This window comes from Leisingera sp. NJS201, assembly GCF_004535885.1.
Lineage (GTDB): Bacteria > Pseudomonadota > Alphaproteobacteria > Rhodobacterales > Rhodobacteraceae > Leisingera.
Map to the genome: position 1 here is coordinate 2,860,285 of NZ_CP038234.1, position 18,841 is coordinate 2,879,125.

The following is an 18,841-nucleotide window of genomic DNA, read 5'->3' on the forward strand; positions in this document are numbered from 1 at the left end:
CTGTGAGCCATGAGCAGTTGGGCCGCTAGGAAGTACAAGACCACGAACCGGCCGGCTTACAATGAGGCACTAAGGCGGCGCGGTTCGCTGACGGTGTGGTTTGATCCCGACATGGTGTGGAGGCCTGCGCCGACGGGACGGCAGCCGAGCTTCAGCGATGCCGCAATCCAGACCTGCCTGACGATGAAGGTGCTGTTCGCGATGCCGTTGCGACAGACGGCTGGGTTCGCCGAAAGCCTCCTGCGGCTGGTCGGGCTGGACTGGCCGGTCCCGGACTTCAGCCCCTTGTGCCGTCGCCGACGGAAGCTGAACGTGGCTATCCCCTACCGTGGAGGGAAAGGCCCGCTGAACCTGTTGATCCCCTCTCGTGACATCACTGCGTGATGCACTGCCGGGCAGCGGACAGCACCGGGATCAAGGCCGAGGGCGAAGGTGAGTGGAATGCCCGAAAGCCCCCTCTCGCACATGCCATGCATGTGCTGCCGGGCAGCGGGTGGCTCCAAGCGGCGCATCTGGCGCAAGATACACATCCCTTGCCGTCAGGGTCATGCACAGCATGATCCCGAGAGGGGAATTGATGAGGAAACGCTGGAAGTTCGGGCGGTTGATGTCACCAGTAGCAATATCGGCGACGCCCCCATACTACCGGAACTGCTGGACCAGACCGGAGCGGATCAGGACATCGCGCCGGTCACAGCCGGCGGGGCCTGCGGCACAAGAAATTGCCACGAGGCAATCGCTGCCCGAAATGCTGCCGCTGTCATACCGCCACGCAAGAACGCAAAGCCTTGGAAACCAACGGGTCCCGGCGCCGTCGCCCGCAACGAAGCGCTGCGAGCCTCGAAGTACTTGGGCCGTGCCGTCTGGCGACGGTGAAGCGGCTGCCACCGCCGGAGCCGTGTCGAGATATGAGGAGGATCAGAAAAGGATCCGGGGGATCCTTTTCCCGGCGATTGGATGAATTGCATCAAACTCCTTGGCCAATCCTTGATGGCACGAGACTTCGAACGCCAAGTCGCCGAGCTGCAGGTCCGTATCGCCGTGCTGAACGGCTGCACTGCGCTTGGCATACCTGTTACGCGGCCCGTGGGGTAAGTCCGTCCGGGGAAAGAGAAACTACGGTCAAACCCCGATTTGTGCAACAAGGCCCGTCGAGGTCCGCAACACCGGCAGGTCGTGTTCATCGTGGCATGGCAGGACGCGATCATTGAGCAGATCAGCGGCAGTGATCGGGTTTTCCTGGTGGAAGACCAGCGGGCCTCTGACGGGGATGTTTCCGCCAGAAGAAGGCGGCGCGGCGCTATTGCCGTTGGGTTCCTGCGTTCCTGTGTGCGCCCGGCTCCTTCTTGCTGTTGCGGCTGGCATCCGCTAGACCGCCGGGCAAGTGAAACCGCTACCCGTGAGGAGGCCGAACATGGCCAAAGTGAAGAAACAGCCCCGCCCCAAGGCACAAACGCCCAAGGGGTTCCGCGACTATTTCGGTGCGGAGGTGACCCAGCGCAGCGAGATGCTGCGGGCCATTGCGGGTGTGTATCATCATTACGGGTTCGAGGCGCTGGAGTCCGCGGCGGTGGAAACCGTTGTGGCGCTGGGCAAGTTCCTGCCCGATGTGGACCGCCCCAATGAGGGTGTGTTTGCCTGGCAGGAGACCGAGGACGATGGAAACGGTGACTGGATGGCGCTGCGCTATGACCTGACGGCGCCCTTGGCGCGGGTCTATGCCCAGCACCGCAATGATCTGCCGACGCCGTACCGCCGCTATGCGATGGGACCGGTCTGGCGCAATGAAAAGCCGGGACCGGGCCGCTTCCGCCAGTTTTATCAGTGTGACGCGGACACCGTTGGCACCGCCTCGATGGCCGCTGACGCCGAGATCTGCGCGATGCTGTCGGACACGCTGGAGACCGTCGGCATTCCGCGCGGCGACTATCTGGTGCGGGTGAACAACCGCAAGGTTCTGAACGGCGTGCTGGAAGTGATGGGGATCGGTGACGACCCTGCTGTACGTGACAACGTTCTTCGCACTATCGACAAGTTCGACAAGGTGGGTGAGGCCGGCGTGCGTGAGCTGCTGACCAAGGGGCGGCTGGATGCGTCGGGTGCTTTCATCGACGGGGTTGGCCTGTCTGATGATCAGGCCGCGCCGGTACTGGCGTTTCTGACCTCAAAGGCGGCGGAGGCGGCGGGCACCATTGCCAATCTGCGTGCTGCGGTGGGCGACAGTGCGGTGGGTCAGGAGGGCATTGCCGAACTGGAGCAGATCGGCGAGCTGCTGGCCGCGGGCGGCTATGGCAAGGACCGGATCGAGATCGACCCGTCGGTTGTACGCGGGCTTGGCTATTACACCGGGCCGGTGTTTGAGGCGGAGCTGACCTTTGATATCCTTGACGAGAAGGGCCGCAAGCGGCAGTTCGGATCGGTTGCGGGCGGCGGGCGCTATGACGGGCTGGTCAAGCGCTTTACGGGCCAGGAAGTGCCTGCAGTGGGTGTGTCAATTGGCGTTGACCGCCTGCTGGCGGCGCTGCATGCCAAGGGGCGGCTTTCGGCGGAGGCTGCCGGCCCCGTTGTGGTCACCGTAATGGACCGTGACCGGATGGCGGATTACCAGGCGATGGTGGCAGAGCTGCGCAATGCGGGCATCCGGGCGGAGGTTTACCTGGGCAATCCCAAGAATTTCGGCAACCAGTTGAAATATGCGGATAAGCGGAATTCGCCCGTGGCCGTGATCGAAGGCGGCGATGAAAAAGCCAATGGCGTGGTGCAGATCAAGGACCTGATCCTCGGTGCCAGGATCGCTGAGAGTGCGACCCTGGAAGAGTGGAAGGAACGTCCGAGCCAGTTTGAAGTGCCGCGCACGGAACTGGCCGCCAAGGTGCGGGAAATTCTGGACGGGCAGGTCTGATCATGGCGGCTCAATCGCAAATTCAGGCCCGCGCTGCGATGCTGCGGGTCCGCTTTGAGGCCGCAGGCGCGCAGGTGGTGGACACGCCGCTGCTGCAGCCGGCCGGCACGTTGCTGGATCTTTACGGCGAGGACATCCGGGCGCGCGCCTATGTGACCTCAGATGCGCTGCACGGCGAGCAGATGCTGCGCCCGGACTTCACTGTGCCGGTGGTGGAGGCGCATATGCGCCACGGGGCGGAGCCTGCGCGTTACACCTATTCAGGCGAGGTGTTCCGGCGGCAGGAGATCGACCCTGACCGGCCCAACGAATACCTGCAAGTCGGCTATGAGGTGTTTGAGCGCAACGATGCGGCGGCAGCGGATGCGGAGGTGTTTGCGCTGTTTGCGCTGCAGGTGCGCGGGCTGCCTTTGCGGGCGGCAACCGGCGATATCGGCATTCTGATGGCCGCCGTGCAAGGGCTGAAAACCAGTGAGAAGCGCAAGGCGGCGCTGATGCGCCATATCTGGCGGCCGCGCCGGTTCCGGGCGTTGCTGGACCGTTTCGCGGGCCGGGCATCGGTTCCGGAGAACCGCAAGAAGCTGCTGGAGACCGAGGGCGATCTGACCGGGTCGGCGGTGGAGCTTGGCAAACGCCGCGCGGCAGAGGTGCAGGCGCGGGTTGAAGCGCTGCGCGAAGATGCCAAGGCACCGCCGATTGCCGAGAATGAGCTGCTGGCGCTGGAAGCGCTGATGGCGGTGCGCGAAACGGTGCCCTACGCGGTAGAGCAGATGCGCGACATCGCCGTGGACCTGCCGCAGATCAATCTGGCGCTGGACCGCCTGGATGAACGTACCGCGGCGATGAAAGCGCGCGGAGTGGATGTGGAGACCCTCGATTTCGAGGCCTCTTACGGGCGCACCTCGATGGAGTATTACGACGGGTTTGTGTTCGGCTTTTACGCCGAGGCACGGCCTGATTTGCCGCCGATCGCCAGCGGCGGGCGCTATGATGCGCTGACCCGGCGGCTGGGCGGGGGCGAGGAAATCCCGGCGGTCGGCGGTGTGCTGCGCCCGGACCTGATGCTGCAGCTTGAGGAGGTGCGCGCATGAGTTTGAAGCTGGGGGTGCCGTCCAAGGGGCGGCTGATGGAGAAGACATTCGACTGGTTCGCCAAGCGCGGCGTGACGTTGGCGCGCACCGGGTCCGACCGGGAATATGCCGGCGCGGTCGAGGGTGTTGCGAACATGGAACTGGTGCTGCTGTCGGCGGGGGAAATCCCGCGCGAGCTGGCGGCGGGGCGGATCCACCTGGGCGTCACCGGCACCGATCTGGTGCAGGAGAAGCTGCCGCGGTTCGAGCAGCAGCTAGAGAGCCTGGCTGAACTGGGTTTTGGCCATGCCGACCTGATCCTGGCGGTGCCGCAGTTCTGGATTGATGTGGACACGCTGGATGACCTGGATGCGGTGGCGTCTGCCTTTCGCTCCGCGCATGGGCACCGGTTGCGGATTGCCACCAAATACCACCGGCTGGTGCGGGAATTCCTGACCGATGCCGGGGTGGCGGATTACCAGCTGGTGGACAGCCAGGGCGCGACTGAGGGCACGGTGAAGAACGAGACCGCCGAGATGGTGGCCGACATTACCTCGACCGGCGAAACGCTGCGGGCCAACCATCTGAAGCTGCTGGCGGACGGGCTGGTGCTGAAGTCCCAGGCGACGCTGTGGCGCAGCCGGGTGGCGAAATACGGGCTGGATGAGAAGGCGGCTCTGAATACGCTGCTGGACCTGCTGGAAGGCCGAAAGCAGGCGGGACCGCCCGCGCGCTAGCGCGGGCTGCGCCCGCCGCCATTCGGGCATCTTTGATGCCTGCAATGGCGGCGGGAGATCCTCTTTTTTGAACCCAAAGCGGTCCCTGAGCCAGTGTTCTCCCGCCCGGCGCAGCGGCATCCAGGATGCCGCCGTTCCGGTTGGGCCGGGCGCCGGGCTGACGCCCGGCGCTGGCGAGGCACGCCGCGGGGGGTGCGGAAAGCCTCAGATCACTCCGATTTCCGCCAGCGCCTGCGAGAGTTCCAGCGGCAGCGGTTCTTCTTGGCTTTTGCCGGCAGGCAGGTCGGCGGGTGAGTCTTCAGTCTTCAGATAGCGCCAGCCCTGGAACGGGCGTTTCGGTGCAGTGTGGGTGCGGTGCAATTCCGGTTCAAGAATGATGGCGCAGCGGCGGATGCCGTCTTCGCCGGTCACCTCATCCATGCGCAGCACGCGCTGGCGGCATTGGATCAGCCCCTTGATCACCCAATAGATCGAGCCGCCATTGAGGATCTCCGCCTCGCGCTTGGGCCACATGCGGGTGACGTGGCGTGGCAGGCCCTCCGGCAGTTCCCGGCGGCGCATCTCCTGCCAGGCCATCAGGCTTTCAACGCTTTCGGTGCCAACCGAAAGCTTCACAAGGTTCACGCGTTTATCCACAGGTTCCCCACAGAGTCGTCCAGAGCGGCACCTTTATATAGTAGTTCGGAGTTTGGCGCCAGCAAGGTCTTGTGGTACACTCGGTAATAAATTCTCAACGATGTACGTTTTCAGCGTTGAGAATTCCGCCTTGCCTGTAGTATCGAAGCCGCCATTCAAGCTGCATTCGTGCTGCCACACGACTCAAAGGATTCGCCATATGAGCCGCTTCGCCGCCCCATCGCCGAGCAAATCTGGGATATGAAATACCGTTTCAAGCAGGCCGATGGCACGCCGATCGACGTCACCGTCGAGGACAGCTGGCGGCGCATTGCGCGCGATTTGGCGCGGGCGGAACAGGCGCCGGATGCCTGGGAGGAGAAGTTCTTTGCCGCGCTGGAAGACTTCAAATACCTGCCCGCGGGCCGGATTACCGCAGGCGCCGGCACCGCGCGTCAGGTAACCCTGTTCAATTGCTTTGTGATGGGCACCGTGCCCGACAGCATGTCGGGGATTTTCGACATGCTGAAAGAAGCAGCACTGACCATGCAGCAGGGCGGCGGCATCGGTTATGACTTCTCGACCATCCGGCCGCGCGGTGCGGATGTGAAAGGCGTGGCGGCGGACGCCTCCGGCCCGTTGTCGTTCATGGATGTGTGGGATGCAATGTGCCGCACCATCATGTCGGCGGGCTCGCGCCGCGGTGCGATGATGGCCACCATGCGTTGCGACCACCCGGATGTTGAGGCTTTCATCACTGCCAAATCCGATTCTGCCCGCCTGCGCATGTTCAACATGTCGGTGCTGATCACCGATGCTTTCATGGACGCGGTCAAGGCCGACGGGTCCTGGGAACTGGTGTTTGACGGCAAGGTCTATCACACCGTGCAGGCGCGCGATCTGTGGAACAAGATCATGCAGGCGACCTATGATTATGCCGAACCCGGCGTGATCTTCATCGACCGGATCAACAAGGCCAACAACCTTTCCTATATCGAAAACATCTGCGCCACCAACCCCTGCGGCGAGCAGCCGCTGCCGCCCTATGGTGCGTGCCTTTTGGGTTCGGTCAACATGGCGCGGCTGGTGGCCAGCCCGTTTGAGAAAGACGCGCATCTGGACCAGGAGGCGATGCAGGAGCTGGTCGCCACCGCGGTGCGGATGATGGACAACGTGGTCGATGTCTCCAAATTCCCGCTGGAGGCACAGGCGCAGGAAGCCAAGAACAAGCGCCGGATCGGCCTGGGGGTCACGGGCCTGGCTGATGCGCTCTTGATGCTTGGTCTGGAGTACGGCTCCGACGAAGCGGCGCGTCAGACCGACGAATGGCTGCATAGCATAGCCCGCGCCGCCTATCTGGCGTCGGTGGATCTGGCCAAGGAAAAGGGCGCCTTCCCGCTGTTCGACGCCGAGGCCTATCTGAACTCCGGGAACATGCTGAACATGGATGACGATGTGCGCGACGCAATCCGCGAGCACGGCATCCGCAACGCGCTGCTGACCTCGATCGCGCCGACCGGCACCATTTCGCTTTATGCAGGCAACGTATCCTCAGGCATCGAGCCGGTGTTTGCCTATGCATACACCCGCAAGGTGCTGCAGAAGGACGGGTCGCGCACCGAAGAGGAAGTGGTCGATTACGCAGTGCAGATGTACCGCGAGAAATTCGGCGCCGATGCCAAGCTGCCCGGTTACTTCGTCAACGCCCAGACCCTGCCGCCCGCGGCCCATGTCAAGATGCAAGCAGCGGCGCAGAAATGGATCGACTCGTCGATCTCTAAGACCATCAATTGCCCGGAAGACATCTCCTTTGATGACTTCAAGGACGTTTACATGCAGGCCTGGGATCAGGGCTGCAAAGGCTGCACCACCTACCGTCCGAATGACGTGACCGGCTCGGTTCTGTCGGTCAGCGAAAGCGCCGACACCGCGCCGGGCGAGACCGCCCAGGCACCGCATGAGAGCGATAGTGCCGAAGTGGTCTACATGTCCGAGCCGCTGGATCGCCCGCAGTCGCTGGAGGGCCATACCTACAAGCTGAAGTGGCCGGACAGCGAGCACGCGATCTATCTGACCATCAACGACATCATCATCAACCACCACCGCCGCCCGTTCGAAGTGTTCATCAACTCCAAGAACATGGAGCATTATGCCTGGACGCTGGCGCTGACCCGGATGATTTCAGCCGTGTTCCGCCGCGGCGGAGATGTGTCCTTTGTGGTCGAGGAGTTGAAAGCGGTGTTCGACCCGCGCGGCGGCGCCTGGGTTCAGGGCAAGTATATCCCGTCGATCCTGGCTGCAATCGGCGGCGTGATCGAGACGCATATGGTCAAGACCGGCTTTCTGGAAGGTGAGGGCATGGGCCTGAAATCCGACCCGCAGGCGCAGGTGGTGAACCTAAACGCCCCGCGCGGCAAGGCCTGCCCGAGCTGCGGCCAGTTCGATATGCAGATGGTTGAAGGCTGCATGACCTGCCGCAGCTGCGGCCACTCGAAGTGCGGATGAAGGATGAAACGCCTGTTGGTGTGAAAGGCAGCATCAGTCTGCAATTTGACCAGTTCAGATTGCAATCCTGACCACCAAAAGTTTGCCACCGCTGAGACATCAGTGGTGGCTTTTTTGGAGGGGACACCGATAGTGTCGTTCCGTGAACTCGGCATGATTGCTCTGTATCTGACCGGTATTGCTGGCTTCCAGCGTGGAGTAGGTAGCTCGGGTGAATTCAAAGCTGCCTGGCGGCAACACAGCGTCAATACGTCTCGCCTTTAAGGCTATTTTTGGTTGTCGGGGTGCGGCCGATGTTGGGGCGGTCGTAGCGAACCAGAAATTTGCGACAAGCCAGCTGATGTAGAACATGAAGATCAGCTGCGCTCCAAAAACGTCGAAAAGTCAGATCAAGTTGCGTGTGTACTAAACGCAATGGACCGTATCCGCATTGCAATGACCGTCGGTTCTGGCCTCACAAATGCCTTTGGTTTGCGTCTTAGCTATAAGGATCAGGTCACAAGTGGTCGGACAGCCCGTTCCGGAAGGCCCCACACCGCGCGAGCGAGAGTTACGAGCGAATGCTGACGAAGATTAAGAGACGATTCATTCCACTCAGCAAATGGCTCGATCGACGCAACAGCTCTGTCAATGCGGGTGTTCGCACCTACTTTAGGCCGTTCGCTCAGAGCCCGCGTCAAAAGCAGCTTCGACTGTTGATACACTGGCCCCTTTTCGCTGTACGGACGGTTCCCGAGAGACGTGTTGATTGACTTTTCGACAAGAACAAGGTTGCCCAACCTCTGCACGATTTCTGGATCGCTAATGGGGCCAAATTCTGCGGCCGCCTCGGCCGTCGGTGTCTGCGGAAATATGTGCTCGATCTCAAACCCACCGCTTACATAGTTTCCAAGCCATCGTGTGCCCTCGGTCTCGCCGTAGGCAAGCAGGTCAACCTGCTGAGTGAGTTTCGCCAGCACATACTGGAACCGGTACAGCTGCAGGCTGCCGAGGGTGAGGCGTCCCATCGCGTCAGCGAACCGGTTTGAGAGCTCCGCTTTCGCTCTGTCGAAACGCGCCAAAATAAATGTCTCAAGTTCCGTTTCATTCTTGATAGACCGCAATTCAGTCGCCCATTTTGCGAAATTGCGCTCAAAATCACGCGTCGGCTCGCGCGTAATGACATAACAAAAAAAGAGATTTTCGACTTCAGCGGCCAGCCGATCAAACAGTTTGGGGTCCAGATGCCGCCCGGCAAGCAGTAATATCAAGTGCTGACGAGCTGCTTTGCCCCCAGCAACCGAATGTTGTCGAGGTATCGGTTACGCAGCCCAGTCTCGCTTTTCCCTTGGCGGAACTGTTCGTAGGCCTTGGCAGCCGAAACGAGTTCCTTAGCAAACCCAATTGGGTCGCGTCCAAATCCGACAAGTGAATCATTCTTTGTGAACCACCCATAGATCTCGTCTTCTCGCAGGGTCTCCACGTCGTACCGACTGAAGATAAAATAGCGTAGGAATCGCAAAGGTTTTTCACCCATGCGGAAAATTGTGTCTTGCAACTCTTTCCAGGTATTTTTGAGCTGGTCGAACTGTCCTTTCGGTGTCTTCATGAAGAGCAGGTTTTTCAATAGGTCCATGGAGTTCAAGCCGACGCCGCGATCATTGATTGTTTCGAAGATTTTCAAGGCTTTCGCCACGTCTTCGGTCTGGATGCGGATGAGTTTAACCTTGTTAGTAAGGTATCCATACAGTCTTCGTATGGCCGCCGGATCCTGACCGAACTCCGAACTCAGAAATCTTGTGACCACATGGTGCGCGTTCAGGATGTTCCGCATTGACTGAGTGGATGGCGTCTCGATGGGGTTCCCGTCGGCAAGGCAAGTTAGAGCGTCGCCGCTGTCTTCATATTGAAGTTCGAGCCGATATAGACGACGTTCCTCGCCTAAAGAATCCACTGTCGCATCCGCAATCTGGGCGTTCAGTACAGACGAGGGCTGTGAACCGAGCTCGCTGAGCCGATCCCGGATCGCGCAAAGTGTGATATAAAGGGTCGTCATGCGCTGTTGACCGTCGATCAGGTCAAGTACGTCCTCTTGGCCTGGGCATACGACAATGCTGCCAATAAAATATTCTGGCGCATCGTGTGCGGCGCCATCGCCCATTTCTTCTCGAACGTCCTTTAGAAGCTGTTCAACCTGATCCGTATCCCATACGTATTCGCGCTGATAGTCGGGAACGGCGTAGAAGGACTGGAAGAGGTTGGCAACTGAGCAATCTTCACTTTGGATTCTCTGAATGGCCATAAACACTCTCCTGCTCGTTGATACTGGTAAGTCGTCGCAAAATCGTCGGAACTCTTCCAGCCCCAATTTGCAAAGAGACCGTGTCCGAATCTTACCAAGGCTTCTGATTTTCACTTAAGGGCCAACAATATCGTCTGAGAACTACCTTGCCTGCGCATAGGTGTTACTGGAGGCTTTCGTATTCAGCCACCATGAAGATTTTCGCCACGAGAAAGCTGAAAGGTCGCTTCCGGGAAGCCGCACTGCTGGATGCAAAAGCGGGTGATCGTCAGCTAAGGGTCGATCGCGCTGCCCTGTTGGAAAGCGCGGAAGCGGACACGCGGCGGGGGGGGCGCTGCAGTCGCAGCATTTACCGATTGCTGACGTTCACCGGTGGCGTACGGTTACACCGACGCGAGCCGCAGGTCGGGGGCTTAACGAGCCTGAGCGGCATAGCTTGGCTTTCGCAGCAATCGTCAAAAAGCTAAGCGGCCAGCCTGCGGGGCCGTTACCTCCAGCCTGTACATATGCCCGTCAGTCGTGATCTAAGCAGGAAGAAAAACCGATGTTTCAAAGGAGTGTAGGAATTGAGCGAGGCACTTCAAAAGCTGTTCGAGCACGGGGCACAGTGGGTAAGGGCAGACTTTCACCTACACACGCGGGCCGATAAGGAATTTCGCTATGACGGTGAGGAAAATCGCTTCGTTGCCAGTTATGTCGATGCGCTCGAAGCCGCCGGAACGCGGCTCGCCGTCATCACCAATCACAACAAGTTCGACCTCGACGAATTCAAGGCCCTGCGCAAGCGGGCTCGGAAGTCTGGGATCGGCGTGCTGCCCGGAGTGGAGCTGTCGGTCAAGGATGGCGCGAACGGCGTACATACGCTGGTCGTATTTTCCGATGCCTGGTTGGCCGATGGTCAGGATTACATCAACCAATTTCTCGGTGTTGCCTTTGCTGGCAAGGTCCCCTCGCAATACGAGCAGGAAAACGGCCGCAGCAACGATGATCTTGTTGATACGCTAAAGAAGCTGGAGGGCTATAATCGCGATTTCTTCATCATTTTTGCCCATGTCGAGGCCAATAGTGGCCTGTGGAAGGAAATCGGCGGGGGGCGGATGGCAGAGCTCGCTGCAGAGCCTTTGGTTCAGAAATACGCTCTTGGTTTTCAGAAGGTACGAACGCACGATAAGCCCGATGCTGTTTGTCGTACCAAGGTCAAAGGCTGGTGGCACGAGCACTATCCGGCCGAGGTAGAGGGTTCTGACGCAAAAGCAATAGGGCAAATCGGTAAGGGCGAGAAGGTCTATCTCAAGCTTGGTGATCTTGGTTTTGATGCTGTCAAATTCGCCCTAACCGATCATAAATTCCGTGTCTCAGCAGAAATTCCATCGGTTGGACATTCTCATATAAATGCAATTCGTTTCGACGGCGGGTTGCTGGATGGTAAGCGCGTCACGTTCTCCCCGCACCTGAATTGCCTGATCGGCATCCAAGGTAGTGGTAAATCCTCCATCTTGGAGAGCGTGCGCTATGCACTCGATATCCCCTTCGGCGAAAAGGCGCAGGACAAGGAGTACAAGGATAAACTCTTGCCTTATGTCCTCAAGAGCGGCGGCAAGGTGATTGTCGAAGCGACAGACCGGCATGGCGGACGGTTCGAGGTGAGTCGTATTTGGGGGCAATCGCCAAATGTATACGTCGATGGTACGCTGCGTCCCGGCGTCTCTATAAGAGAAACCATCATCGCTAAGCCGTTGTATTTTGGACAGAAGGACCTTTCGGCTGCCGGAAAAGGCTTCGGGCACGACCTCGTTGAAAAGCTCATGGGAGATAGCCTGAAAGCTGTCCGGAAAAAAATCGAAGAGCGCTCAGGAGATCTGAAAACGGCGATAGATAGTTTCCTTTCGGTCCGCAGTGATGCCGAGGACCAGCAGACGCTGGCGGAGGAACTTAAGGATGTGGAGTTCAATCTTGAGCATTTCGACAAGCACGGAATCAAGGACAAGCTTGAAAAGCAATTGGCCTACTGCGAGGATCTGACCTATTGCGAGAGCATCGATGAGACGGCACAAGGCTGGTACAAGACAATTGATGATGCCGCGACCCAGGCCGAGGAAGAATTCAATCTGATCGAAGCCCATTCTTCAGATCACAACGCTGATTTCTTCACGCGCTATTCGGCCAAGGTGAAGGAACTAAAGGGAACCGTTGCATCGGCTAAGATGCTTGCTGCGACGATCGAATCCAAGTCTGGTGACCTGGAAACACTGCGCCAAGAGCTGGAAGGCGTTCGTGATGGATTAAAGGAAGAATTTGCCGAGATCGAACGGGATCTTGTCAAGGCGCTCGAAGAACAGGGCGTTACCTCGATCCAACCGGATGCCTACATCAAGCTCACGCACCGCAAGCAGGAGCTTGAGGCACAGATTGAAGATCTTGCCAAGCGCACAGGCAAGGAGAAATCCAAGTTCAATGCGGTTCTGGCCGCCCTGACTTCGCTAAATGATGCTTGGCGCGATGAGTTCAAACTTATCGCGGCGGCGTTGAAGGTCATCAATGATTCTCAGGGATCGCTGAGGGTGGAGGCGGATTTCAAAGGTGACCGTAGCGCTTTCAAGAACCACATTGATGGACTGCTTCGTGGCAACAATCTCCGCAAGGAATATTATGATGCCCTCACTACTACCTATCCTGACTTTGGCGAGATTTTCAAAGACCTTGACAATGCTTCGACACATGCGAAGGCAAAGTCCGAAGAGTTCAAGAGGCTCTTCATGGGAAACTTGTACGAACTTACGAGTTTTCAGGTGCCAAATAGCTATGCAGTGACCTACCATGGAAAGGCGTTGTCATCACATTCTCTCGGCCAACGAGCCTCTGCCATGATGCTTTTCCTACTGAGCCAAGAGGGGAATGATCTTTTGCTCATCGACCAGCCGGAAGATGATCTCGACAGCCAGACCGTATATGAAGAGGTGGTGAAGCTGCTTCGCAAACTCAAGCCAAACCAGCAATTCATCTTCGCAACCCATAATGCGAACTTTCCGGTTCTGGGCGATGCCGAGACCATCACTACGTGCAACGCCAGCGAACATGAAATGAACATATCGGTCGGCAATATCGACAACAAGGCTTGTCAGGCGAGCGTTATTTCCATCATGGAAGGCGGCCCGGAAGCCTTCGAACGCCGCAAGACAATCTATCAAATATGGAAGGCGCGTGCCGTTTGATGGTGACTGCCGGCTTATGTGGCGCAGACTTTTGGGCCGGGACTGTCTTGGCCGTTGAGTGCTGGAGGCATCGGCAGTTCGCTGGGGACTGCGCCAGCGGCGGCTGTCCGCAAAGCGCAGATCCAATGGGATATGAGCCATGCTCGAATTGGGCTGTAATTCAAAGGCAAAACTCAAAGAACATCAGCAAGCGTTTCATACTGTCGTTCATCATCTTACTTGCAGTTGCCTTACCTCCCCTGAGATTAGTAGGATCACATAGATCGACACAAAGGCTTTAGACAGTTCCTACAGCTTGTGAGATTCTCTGAAACGCAAGGCTGCAGTAACAGAAGATCGAAGTGAGAATTTACATGGGTAGCATTAATATTTCTCGAAAGTCCGCAGTCGAGCTTTTCACCGAGTTTGCGGGATTTAAGGCGGGTATTGTTGTAACCGAAAATGAGCTCGCAGAAATTCTGCAGGATTTTAATGCTGATCTGGCAGCTAAAATTACTTCAGAGGAAGTCGACGGTTTCCGCTTTCACTCGACCGAAGTGGAAGAAATTGCCGCTCATATCCTCTATAAGCTTGGAAACATAGACGAACCATCTACCATACCCAAGCACCTTCGCCTCTTTCATAAAGTAAAATCCGATCCCAAAAGACTCGCGTGTTATGAATATGTAATGGATTGCTACAACGATTTTATGAGATCCATTTTTTCCAATCCGCCTCCATACGGAACGGCATTGGACCCGGAACCGTTCATGAGAGCAGCTATGAAGGGGTACGGAAAGGATGGTTTGGACATGGCTATGGAGGTCATTAACGGGGTCAATCATCAACTTCATATCTCACCGAACGGAAACATCCGGTCTCACGATTGGAAGGATGTCACTGAGCTGGAAACTCTTTTCAAGTCAGAGTCGCTCGATACAATGTATGGAAGTTTTTTTGATCAGCGATTCATAGATTATTTGGAGAGGAACTTCGAGAAAATCAGTGAAATTCATTGGCGAAAATTTGAGGGGTTGGCAGGGGAATTTTTTGAACGTGAAGGGTTTTTCGTGGACGTTGGGCCTGGCCGAAACGATGATGGGATAGATCTCAGAGTATATCCGAAGAAGGAAACGTTGGATAATCCTCCTCTCATTATTGTTCAATGCAAGAGGCAAAAAGAAAAGATTGGGAAAACCTTACTGAAGTCTGTATATGCAGATGTTCTTCATGAAAAATCGGGATCGGGCCTCATTGTTACAAGTTCATACATGTCTCCCGGCGCGGAAACGATGCGTGTGGCGAGGCAATATCCCGTGGAAGCGGCTGATAGAGACACCCTTAGAACGTGGGTCACCAAAATGAAGAGTGAGCGGGTTTAGAGCCGCTCGTTCGTTGACAGGCCAGACGCAGCTTTGATGATATTCTCGCCTCCCAAAGGCATTCATGTGTTCAGATTATTCACGCCAAGCAGTTGTTTTGCGGCCTTAGAAACAATCGTCTGATAAATTTCCGGCTCCAAACCTCCGCTGCATGTGGAGCGAAGGTCGGCCGTGGGAGGAACCGACGCGGAACTATCGTGGCCAGAGATCCAAATCTTGGTGACACTGCACATGCGGCGAATTACCAGCTTGGGGAAGCGGCACTGCGGTATCATGCGCCAAATTGAATATCGGCTCAGGGCCGGATTCTTGAGTTGGATGTTAGACATTCGCGCGATATGACGTGCTCATGGCGGAGGCGGGCATCTTACTCGCCAAGGGCTTCAATTGGAAATTCGTAGCTGGACTAAGCCGCCTCGATCACAACCTCGCTCGACCCGTCACCCTGGGACACGATCCGAACTTGCATCGGAATCCGGTCCTTCATTCCCTCGACATGACTGATCACACCGACGGTCCGACCCTGCGCCTGAAGGGTCTCCAGCGTGTCGATCGCGACCTCCAGCGTCTCAGCATCGAGTGTGCCAAAACCCTCGTCGATGAAAAGGGTGCCGGAGATGACACCGGCGCCCCCGACCGAAGAAAGGGCAAGGGCCAGAGAAAGAGACACGAGGAAGCGCTCGCCGCCGGAGAGGCTTCGGGTGGAGCGGATCTCGCCCGCCATGTCATCGTCAATTACGTATAGCGACAGTCGGCTGTCGACCTGACCGGGAACGGACTGCGCCAGCCGGTATCTCGGTTTGATGTCCTGAAGGTGGTGGTTTGCCTGCTCGACGAGGATGGCCAGCGTCACTTCCTGCGCGATCTGCGAGAACTTGTCGCCACTCGATGACCCGACCACATCGTTGACTGCCGCCCAAGTCTCCTGCTCGGACCGCGCCTTGTCGAGGGCTTTAAGGATTTCCTCCTGTCTCTTTCGTGTTTCCGAGTCGACCTGCAGTGTGCTGTCGATCCGGGCCTTTTCGTTTCGGCGCTCCTCAATGGCCGCGTCGAGTTCGGTTTTGATGACCGTCAAAGCTTCCTCGGATTTCTCAGGGGCCTTGGCCTCCTTGATCGCAGCAAGATCTCCCTCGCGTGTCGTGACCGCCTCGCTCGCCCGCGCGCGCTCCGTCTTCAAGGCCTCGATGCGGGTTTCCAACTCGGTGGCTTTGGCCCCGCCTTGGGCGAGCAGCGCGCCGACCTCCATGGCGGACAATCCGGTCTTTTCCTCGGCGGATGACATGTTCTCTTCGGCACCCATTAGCCGGGTGCCTGCGGCTTCCAGCGTCTGCTCGGCAGACACCACGGCGGATTCCGCGGCGGCTCGCTCGGCGGCCGCACCGGTATGGGTGGTGGCCGCTCCGTCCCGCGTTACGATGGCCGCGCGCCGACGTGAATTGAAGGCCGTCCTGTGCGCACCGGTGGGCTGACCGTCCAGTAGTCTACCGCGGGTTTCGCAAAGAGACTTCAATGCCTCGACGCGCGCATCGAGGTTTTCCTTTGCATTGTCTACTGTGACTGCCAAGTCGGTTAGCTGGCTCCGGGCGATCCCGAGTTTGCGGTCAGCGTCAATCAGCTCAGTGTCGGCTTTGGCGATCTGCTTCAGGTCAGCGTCGAAGGATAGGCGTTGCGCATCAAGCTCTGCCAACTGGCTGGCGCCATCCTTGTCGAAGGTGCTCCACGCCATCGCAAGCTCTGAGAACCGCGACGTTAGCGCCATGTCGATCTCGCTTATGCCCTGACGAGCAGCTTCCGCTGCGTCGTCGGCTCGGTAACGCTCGCGGGTGCTGCTCGCATTAGCCTCTGTGATCGCCTGTGCTTCGTCTCGCAGAACCTGTGTGGTCCGGTCGATCTCCTGCAGCTGCGCCTGCTCCGAAGCGATTGTTTTCTCAAGCTCGGCGAGCCGGGACCTATCCTGCTCGAGTTGGCGTCGCCAGTCGGCCATTGTTTCGCGAAGCGAGGTGAGTGTGCCGACCGACCCTTCGATCTCCAAGGGCAGGTGCGCCTCGATCGGCCCGGTGCGCTCGCCTTCGATCAGGGTAGCGTAGTCCCGCCGGATCGTCTCCTGGCCTTCAATCATAGACTGACGTGTTTTGCGTAGTTCTGCGGCCTGTTGCGTCAGGCTCGACTGCCGGGACTTAGCATCGACGATCGCCGCCCCCGCACGATCGCGTTCTTTGCGCGCCGCTTCGAGGTTGACCCGCAGACGCTGTGCAATCTCAGCCGCTGGGCCCTCGGCGTGAACCGGGTGCTCGGTGGACTGACAGACGGGGCAAGGCTGGCCATCGATCAGGTGGCGTCGCAGCGCCTGGGCTTCTCTGGAGACAGCCGCTTCCGCAATCTCGGTCGGCTGCTCCAGTGCCTTGATCTGCACCGCCGCGGTGTCGCGCTGGCCGGTTTCCGTTTTCAGCTCATCACTGGCCCGGATCGCACCATCCTCGGCAGCCTTCAGGTGTGCGTCGTTTTGCGACAGGCTGGAAGCCGTGAGAGCGTAGCGCTGTGCCAGCTCGATCAGGCTGCCGACGGTCGAAGCTCCGCTTATGAGGCGGCCAAGGCGTGCCGACGGATCCTTAGCGGCAAGCTCCCCCGGGCCTTGCGGTGTCCCTCAAGGCTGTCTACCAGCTTTTTGCGATCAAAGGCCTTCCCGGCCAGGAGAAGGGTAATCTCGTCTCTACGATTTGTGCTCCACTTCTGCTCCTGGTCAATCCGGGCGATCGTCTCACCGGCCTCGTCAACCTTGCTGGCCGCCGCGATTCGTCGCTTCATCAGGTCTTCAAGCGAGGACCACTGCTCGACCATGAGCCGGGCTCCGGGCGTCGCATCAACCTTCTCCTGATTGCGGTCACGTTCCGACTGGGTCCGGTCCCGGGCCTTTGTGTCTTCTTCGATGACCCCGCGCTTTTCAGTAAGCTTATCCAGTTGATCCCGGTGAGCCGTTTCAGCCTTCCGGAGTTCTTCCTGTGCGGTGGTGATCTCGGCATCCAGTCGCTCTGCCTGGCTCCAGAGCGGTCCCAGCTCGCTGAACCGGGCTTCAAGGGCATCTACTGCCGTCTGTGCATTCTCATGGGCTTCGCGCGCTGACGTTTCCAGCGAGATCGATGTGCCCAAGGTGTCCTTGGCCTGGGTGAGGGCTTCATTGGCCAGGCGCTTCGCGTTTCGCGCGTCGCGGTCCTCCTGGAATTCCGCCCGGACGCCTATTGCCTTGCGAATGAGATCAAGATGAGCACGCTCATCGGCGGCGTCCGACCATGCTTTCTCGGCTAACTGCTTCTGCTGGCGGGCTTCCAAAAGTCGCGTTTCGGCAGATTTTAAGGCCTTGTAATGTTCGAGGTCAGCCATGACAGACACAAGCGACGTGGCGGTTTTCTCATGCAGGTCCGCCAGTTCCTTCAGCCGGTGGTGGAATTGGCCAAGGTCTTCGTCCGACAGGACGGTGTGCTCTCCGAGCCGGGTCTCCAGCTCACTAACGTCTTTCTGAGCTTCTTGGGTTCGCGCATAGACACGGCGGGAAATTTCGCGGTAAAGCCCCGTGCCTGTGACCTTCTCGAGGATACCGGCCCGCTGGGCGGTATTGGCCGCGAGAAAGTTGTCGAAATCCCCCTGTGCCAGAAGGACGGAGCGGCGGAACTCCTCGTAGGTGAGACCGGTCAGGTCTATGACGGCCTCGTTCACCTTGCGGATCTGGTTCTCGACAACATGCCCGTCGGACAGGCGCGTAAGGCTGCGGTCTACAGCTTGGAGTCGTCCGGTGGCCGAGCCGCGTGCCCGGCGCACACCCCAATTCGCCTCGTAAGCGATCCCATCCCGGCCGCGGAAACGTACGCTCGCGAAACCCTCGGCCGTACCACGGCGCAGGATCGTGCGGGGATCGTTCGATTGCAGCATATCGCCACTGGAATCAGGCACTTGGTCATTGACGCCCGTCGCACTGAGGCGCGGGCATTCATTGTAGAGGGCCAGGCACATAGCATCGAGCAGGCTCGATTTTCCGGCGCCCGTATTGCCGATAATGGCGAAAAGACCGCAGCCCGAAAGCTGACCGGTCTCAAGGTCGATCTTGAAGGGCTGCGCAAGGCTCGCGATGTTCTGGCCGCGGATGCAGAGAATATCCATGGGTGC

General features: G+C 58.5%; 11 protein-coding genes and 1 pseudogene. 7 read left to right on the top strand and 5 right to left on the bottom strand.

Going from position 1 to position 18,841, the window contains the following annotated elements:
* Positions 1–9: 9 nt before the first annotated feature.
* From ETW23_RS14105 to hisG, 4 genes and pseudogenes are all read left to right on the top strand, one after another.
* Positions 10–1,095: pseudogene (locus ETW23_RS14105) on the top strand (IS5 family transposase).
* Between the two features lie 319 nt (positions 1,096–1,414).
* The gene (hisS, locus tag ETW23_RS14115) at positions 1,415–2,902 is read left to right on the top strand and encodes a histidine--tRNA ligase (protein ID WP_134830355.1); all 1,488 of its coding nucleotides are present in this window, start codon (positions 1,415–1,417) and stop codon (positions 2,900–2,902) included.
* A gap of 2 nt (positions 2,903–2,904) precedes the next feature.
* On the top strand, positions 2,905–3,993 hold the full coding sequence (locus tag ETW23_RS14120) for an ATP phosphoribosyltransferase regulatory subunit (RefSeq protein ID WP_134830356.1): 1,089 nt from the start codon (positions 2,905–2,907) through the stop codon (positions 3,991–3,993).
* On the top strand, positions 3,990–4,709 hold the full coding sequence (gene hisG, locus ETW23_RS14125) for an ATP phosphoribosyltransferase (protein WP_134830357.1): 720 nt from the start codon (positions 3,990–3,992) through the stop codon (positions 4,707–4,709). The genes ETW23_RS14120 and hisG overlap by 4 nt, the downstream gene beginning before the upstream one ends.
* A 204-nt stretch (positions 4,710–4,913) precedes the next feature.
* Here hisG and ETW23_RS14130 read toward each other — a convergent pair whose 3' ends face one another.
* The gene (locus ETW23_RS14130; RefSeq protein WP_129370083.1) at positions 4,914–5,345 is read right to left on the bottom strand and encodes a DUF1489 family protein; all 432 of its coding nucleotides are present in this window, start codon (positions 5,343–5,345) and stop codon (positions 4,914–4,916) included.
* A gap of 240 nt (positions 5,346–5,585) precedes the next feature.
* On the opposite strand from ETW23_RS14130, the gene ETW23_RS14135 reads away from it, so the two are divergent.
* Positions 5,586–7,829: an adenosylcobalamin-dependent ribonucleoside-diphosphate reductase gene (locus tag ETW23_RS14135; RefSeq protein WP_134830358.1), complete on the top strand. Its 2,244-nt coding sequence runs from the start codon at positions 5,586–5,588 to the stop codon at positions 7,827–7,829.
* Positions 7,830–8,320: 491 nt separating this feature from the next.
* Here ETW23_RS14135 and ETW23_RS25415 read toward each other — a convergent pair whose 3' ends face one another.
* Positions 8,321–9,079, bottom strand: a complete 759-nt coding sequence (locus ETW23_RS25415; RefSeq protein ID WP_205879905.1) for an HNH endonuclease family protein — start codon at positions 9,077–9,079, stop codon at positions 8,321–8,323.
* Positions 9,076–10,110, bottom strand: coding sequence for a DUF262 domain-containing protein (locus ETW23_RS25420; RefSeq protein ID WP_205879906.1), 1,035 nt, complete (start codon positions 10,108–10,110; stop codon positions 9,076–9,078). The genes ETW23_RS25415 and ETW23_RS25420 overlap by 4 nt, the downstream gene beginning before the upstream one ends.
* A gap of 566 nt (positions 10,111–10,676) precedes the next feature.
* Here ETW23_RS25420 and ETW23_RS14145 point away from each other — a divergent pair.
* Positions 10,677–13,322 (top strand): TrlF family AAA-like ATPase, encoded by a 2,646-nt coding sequence (locus tag ETW23_RS14145; protein ID WP_167738117.1) that lies wholly within the window; start codon positions 10,677–10,679, stop codon positions 13,320–13,322.
* 353 nt (positions 13,323–13,675) lie between these two features.
* On the top strand, positions 13,676–14,683 hold the full coding sequence (locus ETW23_RS14150; protein WP_134830359.1) for a restriction endonuclease: 1,008 nt from the start codon (positions 13,676–13,678) through the stop codon (positions 14,681–14,683).
* Between the two features lie 406 nt (positions 14,684–15,089).
* Here ETW23_RS14150 and ETW23_RS14155 read toward each other — a convergent pair whose 3' ends face one another.
* Together ETW23_RS14155 and ETW23_RS14160 are read right to left on the bottom strand one after the other, a co-directional pair.
* Positions 15,090–17,096, bottom strand: a complete 2,007-nt coding sequence (locus ETW23_RS14155) for an SbcC/MukB-like Walker B domain-containing protein (protein ID WP_134830360.1) — start codon at positions 17,094–17,096, stop codon at positions 15,090–15,092.
* 164 nt (positions 17,097–17,260) lie between these two features.
* A complete protein-coding gene (locus ETW23_RS14160; protein WP_134830361.1) occupies positions 17,261–18,835 on the bottom strand; it encodes an AAA family ATPase in 1,575 nt (524 codons plus the stop codon).
* Between the last annotated feature and the right edge of the window lie 6 nt (positions 18,836–18,841).

Bases quoted from the DNA above. Each gene is read 5' to 3' on its own strand.
- hisS (WP_134830355.1), top strand. From the start codon at position 1,415: ATGGCCAAAGTGAAGAAACAGCCCCGCCCCAAGGCACAAACGCCCAAG.
- ETW23_RS14120 (WP_134830356.1), top strand. From the start codon at position 2,905: ATGGCGGCTCAATCGCAAATTCAGGCCCGCGCTGCGATGCTGCGGGTC.
- hisG (WP_134830357.1), top strand. From the start codon at position 3,990: ATGAGTTTGAAGCTGGGGGTGCCGTCCAAGGGGCGGCTGATGGAGAAG.
- ETW23_RS14135 (WP_134830358.1), top strand. From the start codon at position 5,586: ATGAAATACCGTTTCAAGCAGGCCGATGGCACGCCGATCGACGTCACC.
- ETW23_RS25420 (WP_205879906.1), bottom strand. From the start codon at position 10,110: ATGGCCATTCAGAGAATCCAAAGTGAAGATTGCTCAGTTGCCAACCTC.
- ETW23_RS14150 (WP_134830359.1), top strand. From the start codon at position 13,676: ATGGGTAGCATTAATATTTCTCGAAAGTCCGCAGTCGAGCTTTTCACC.
- ETW23_RS14160 (WP_134830361.1), bottom strand. From the start codon at position 18,835: ATGGATATTCTCTGCATCCGCGGCCAGAACATCGCGAGCCTTGCGCAG.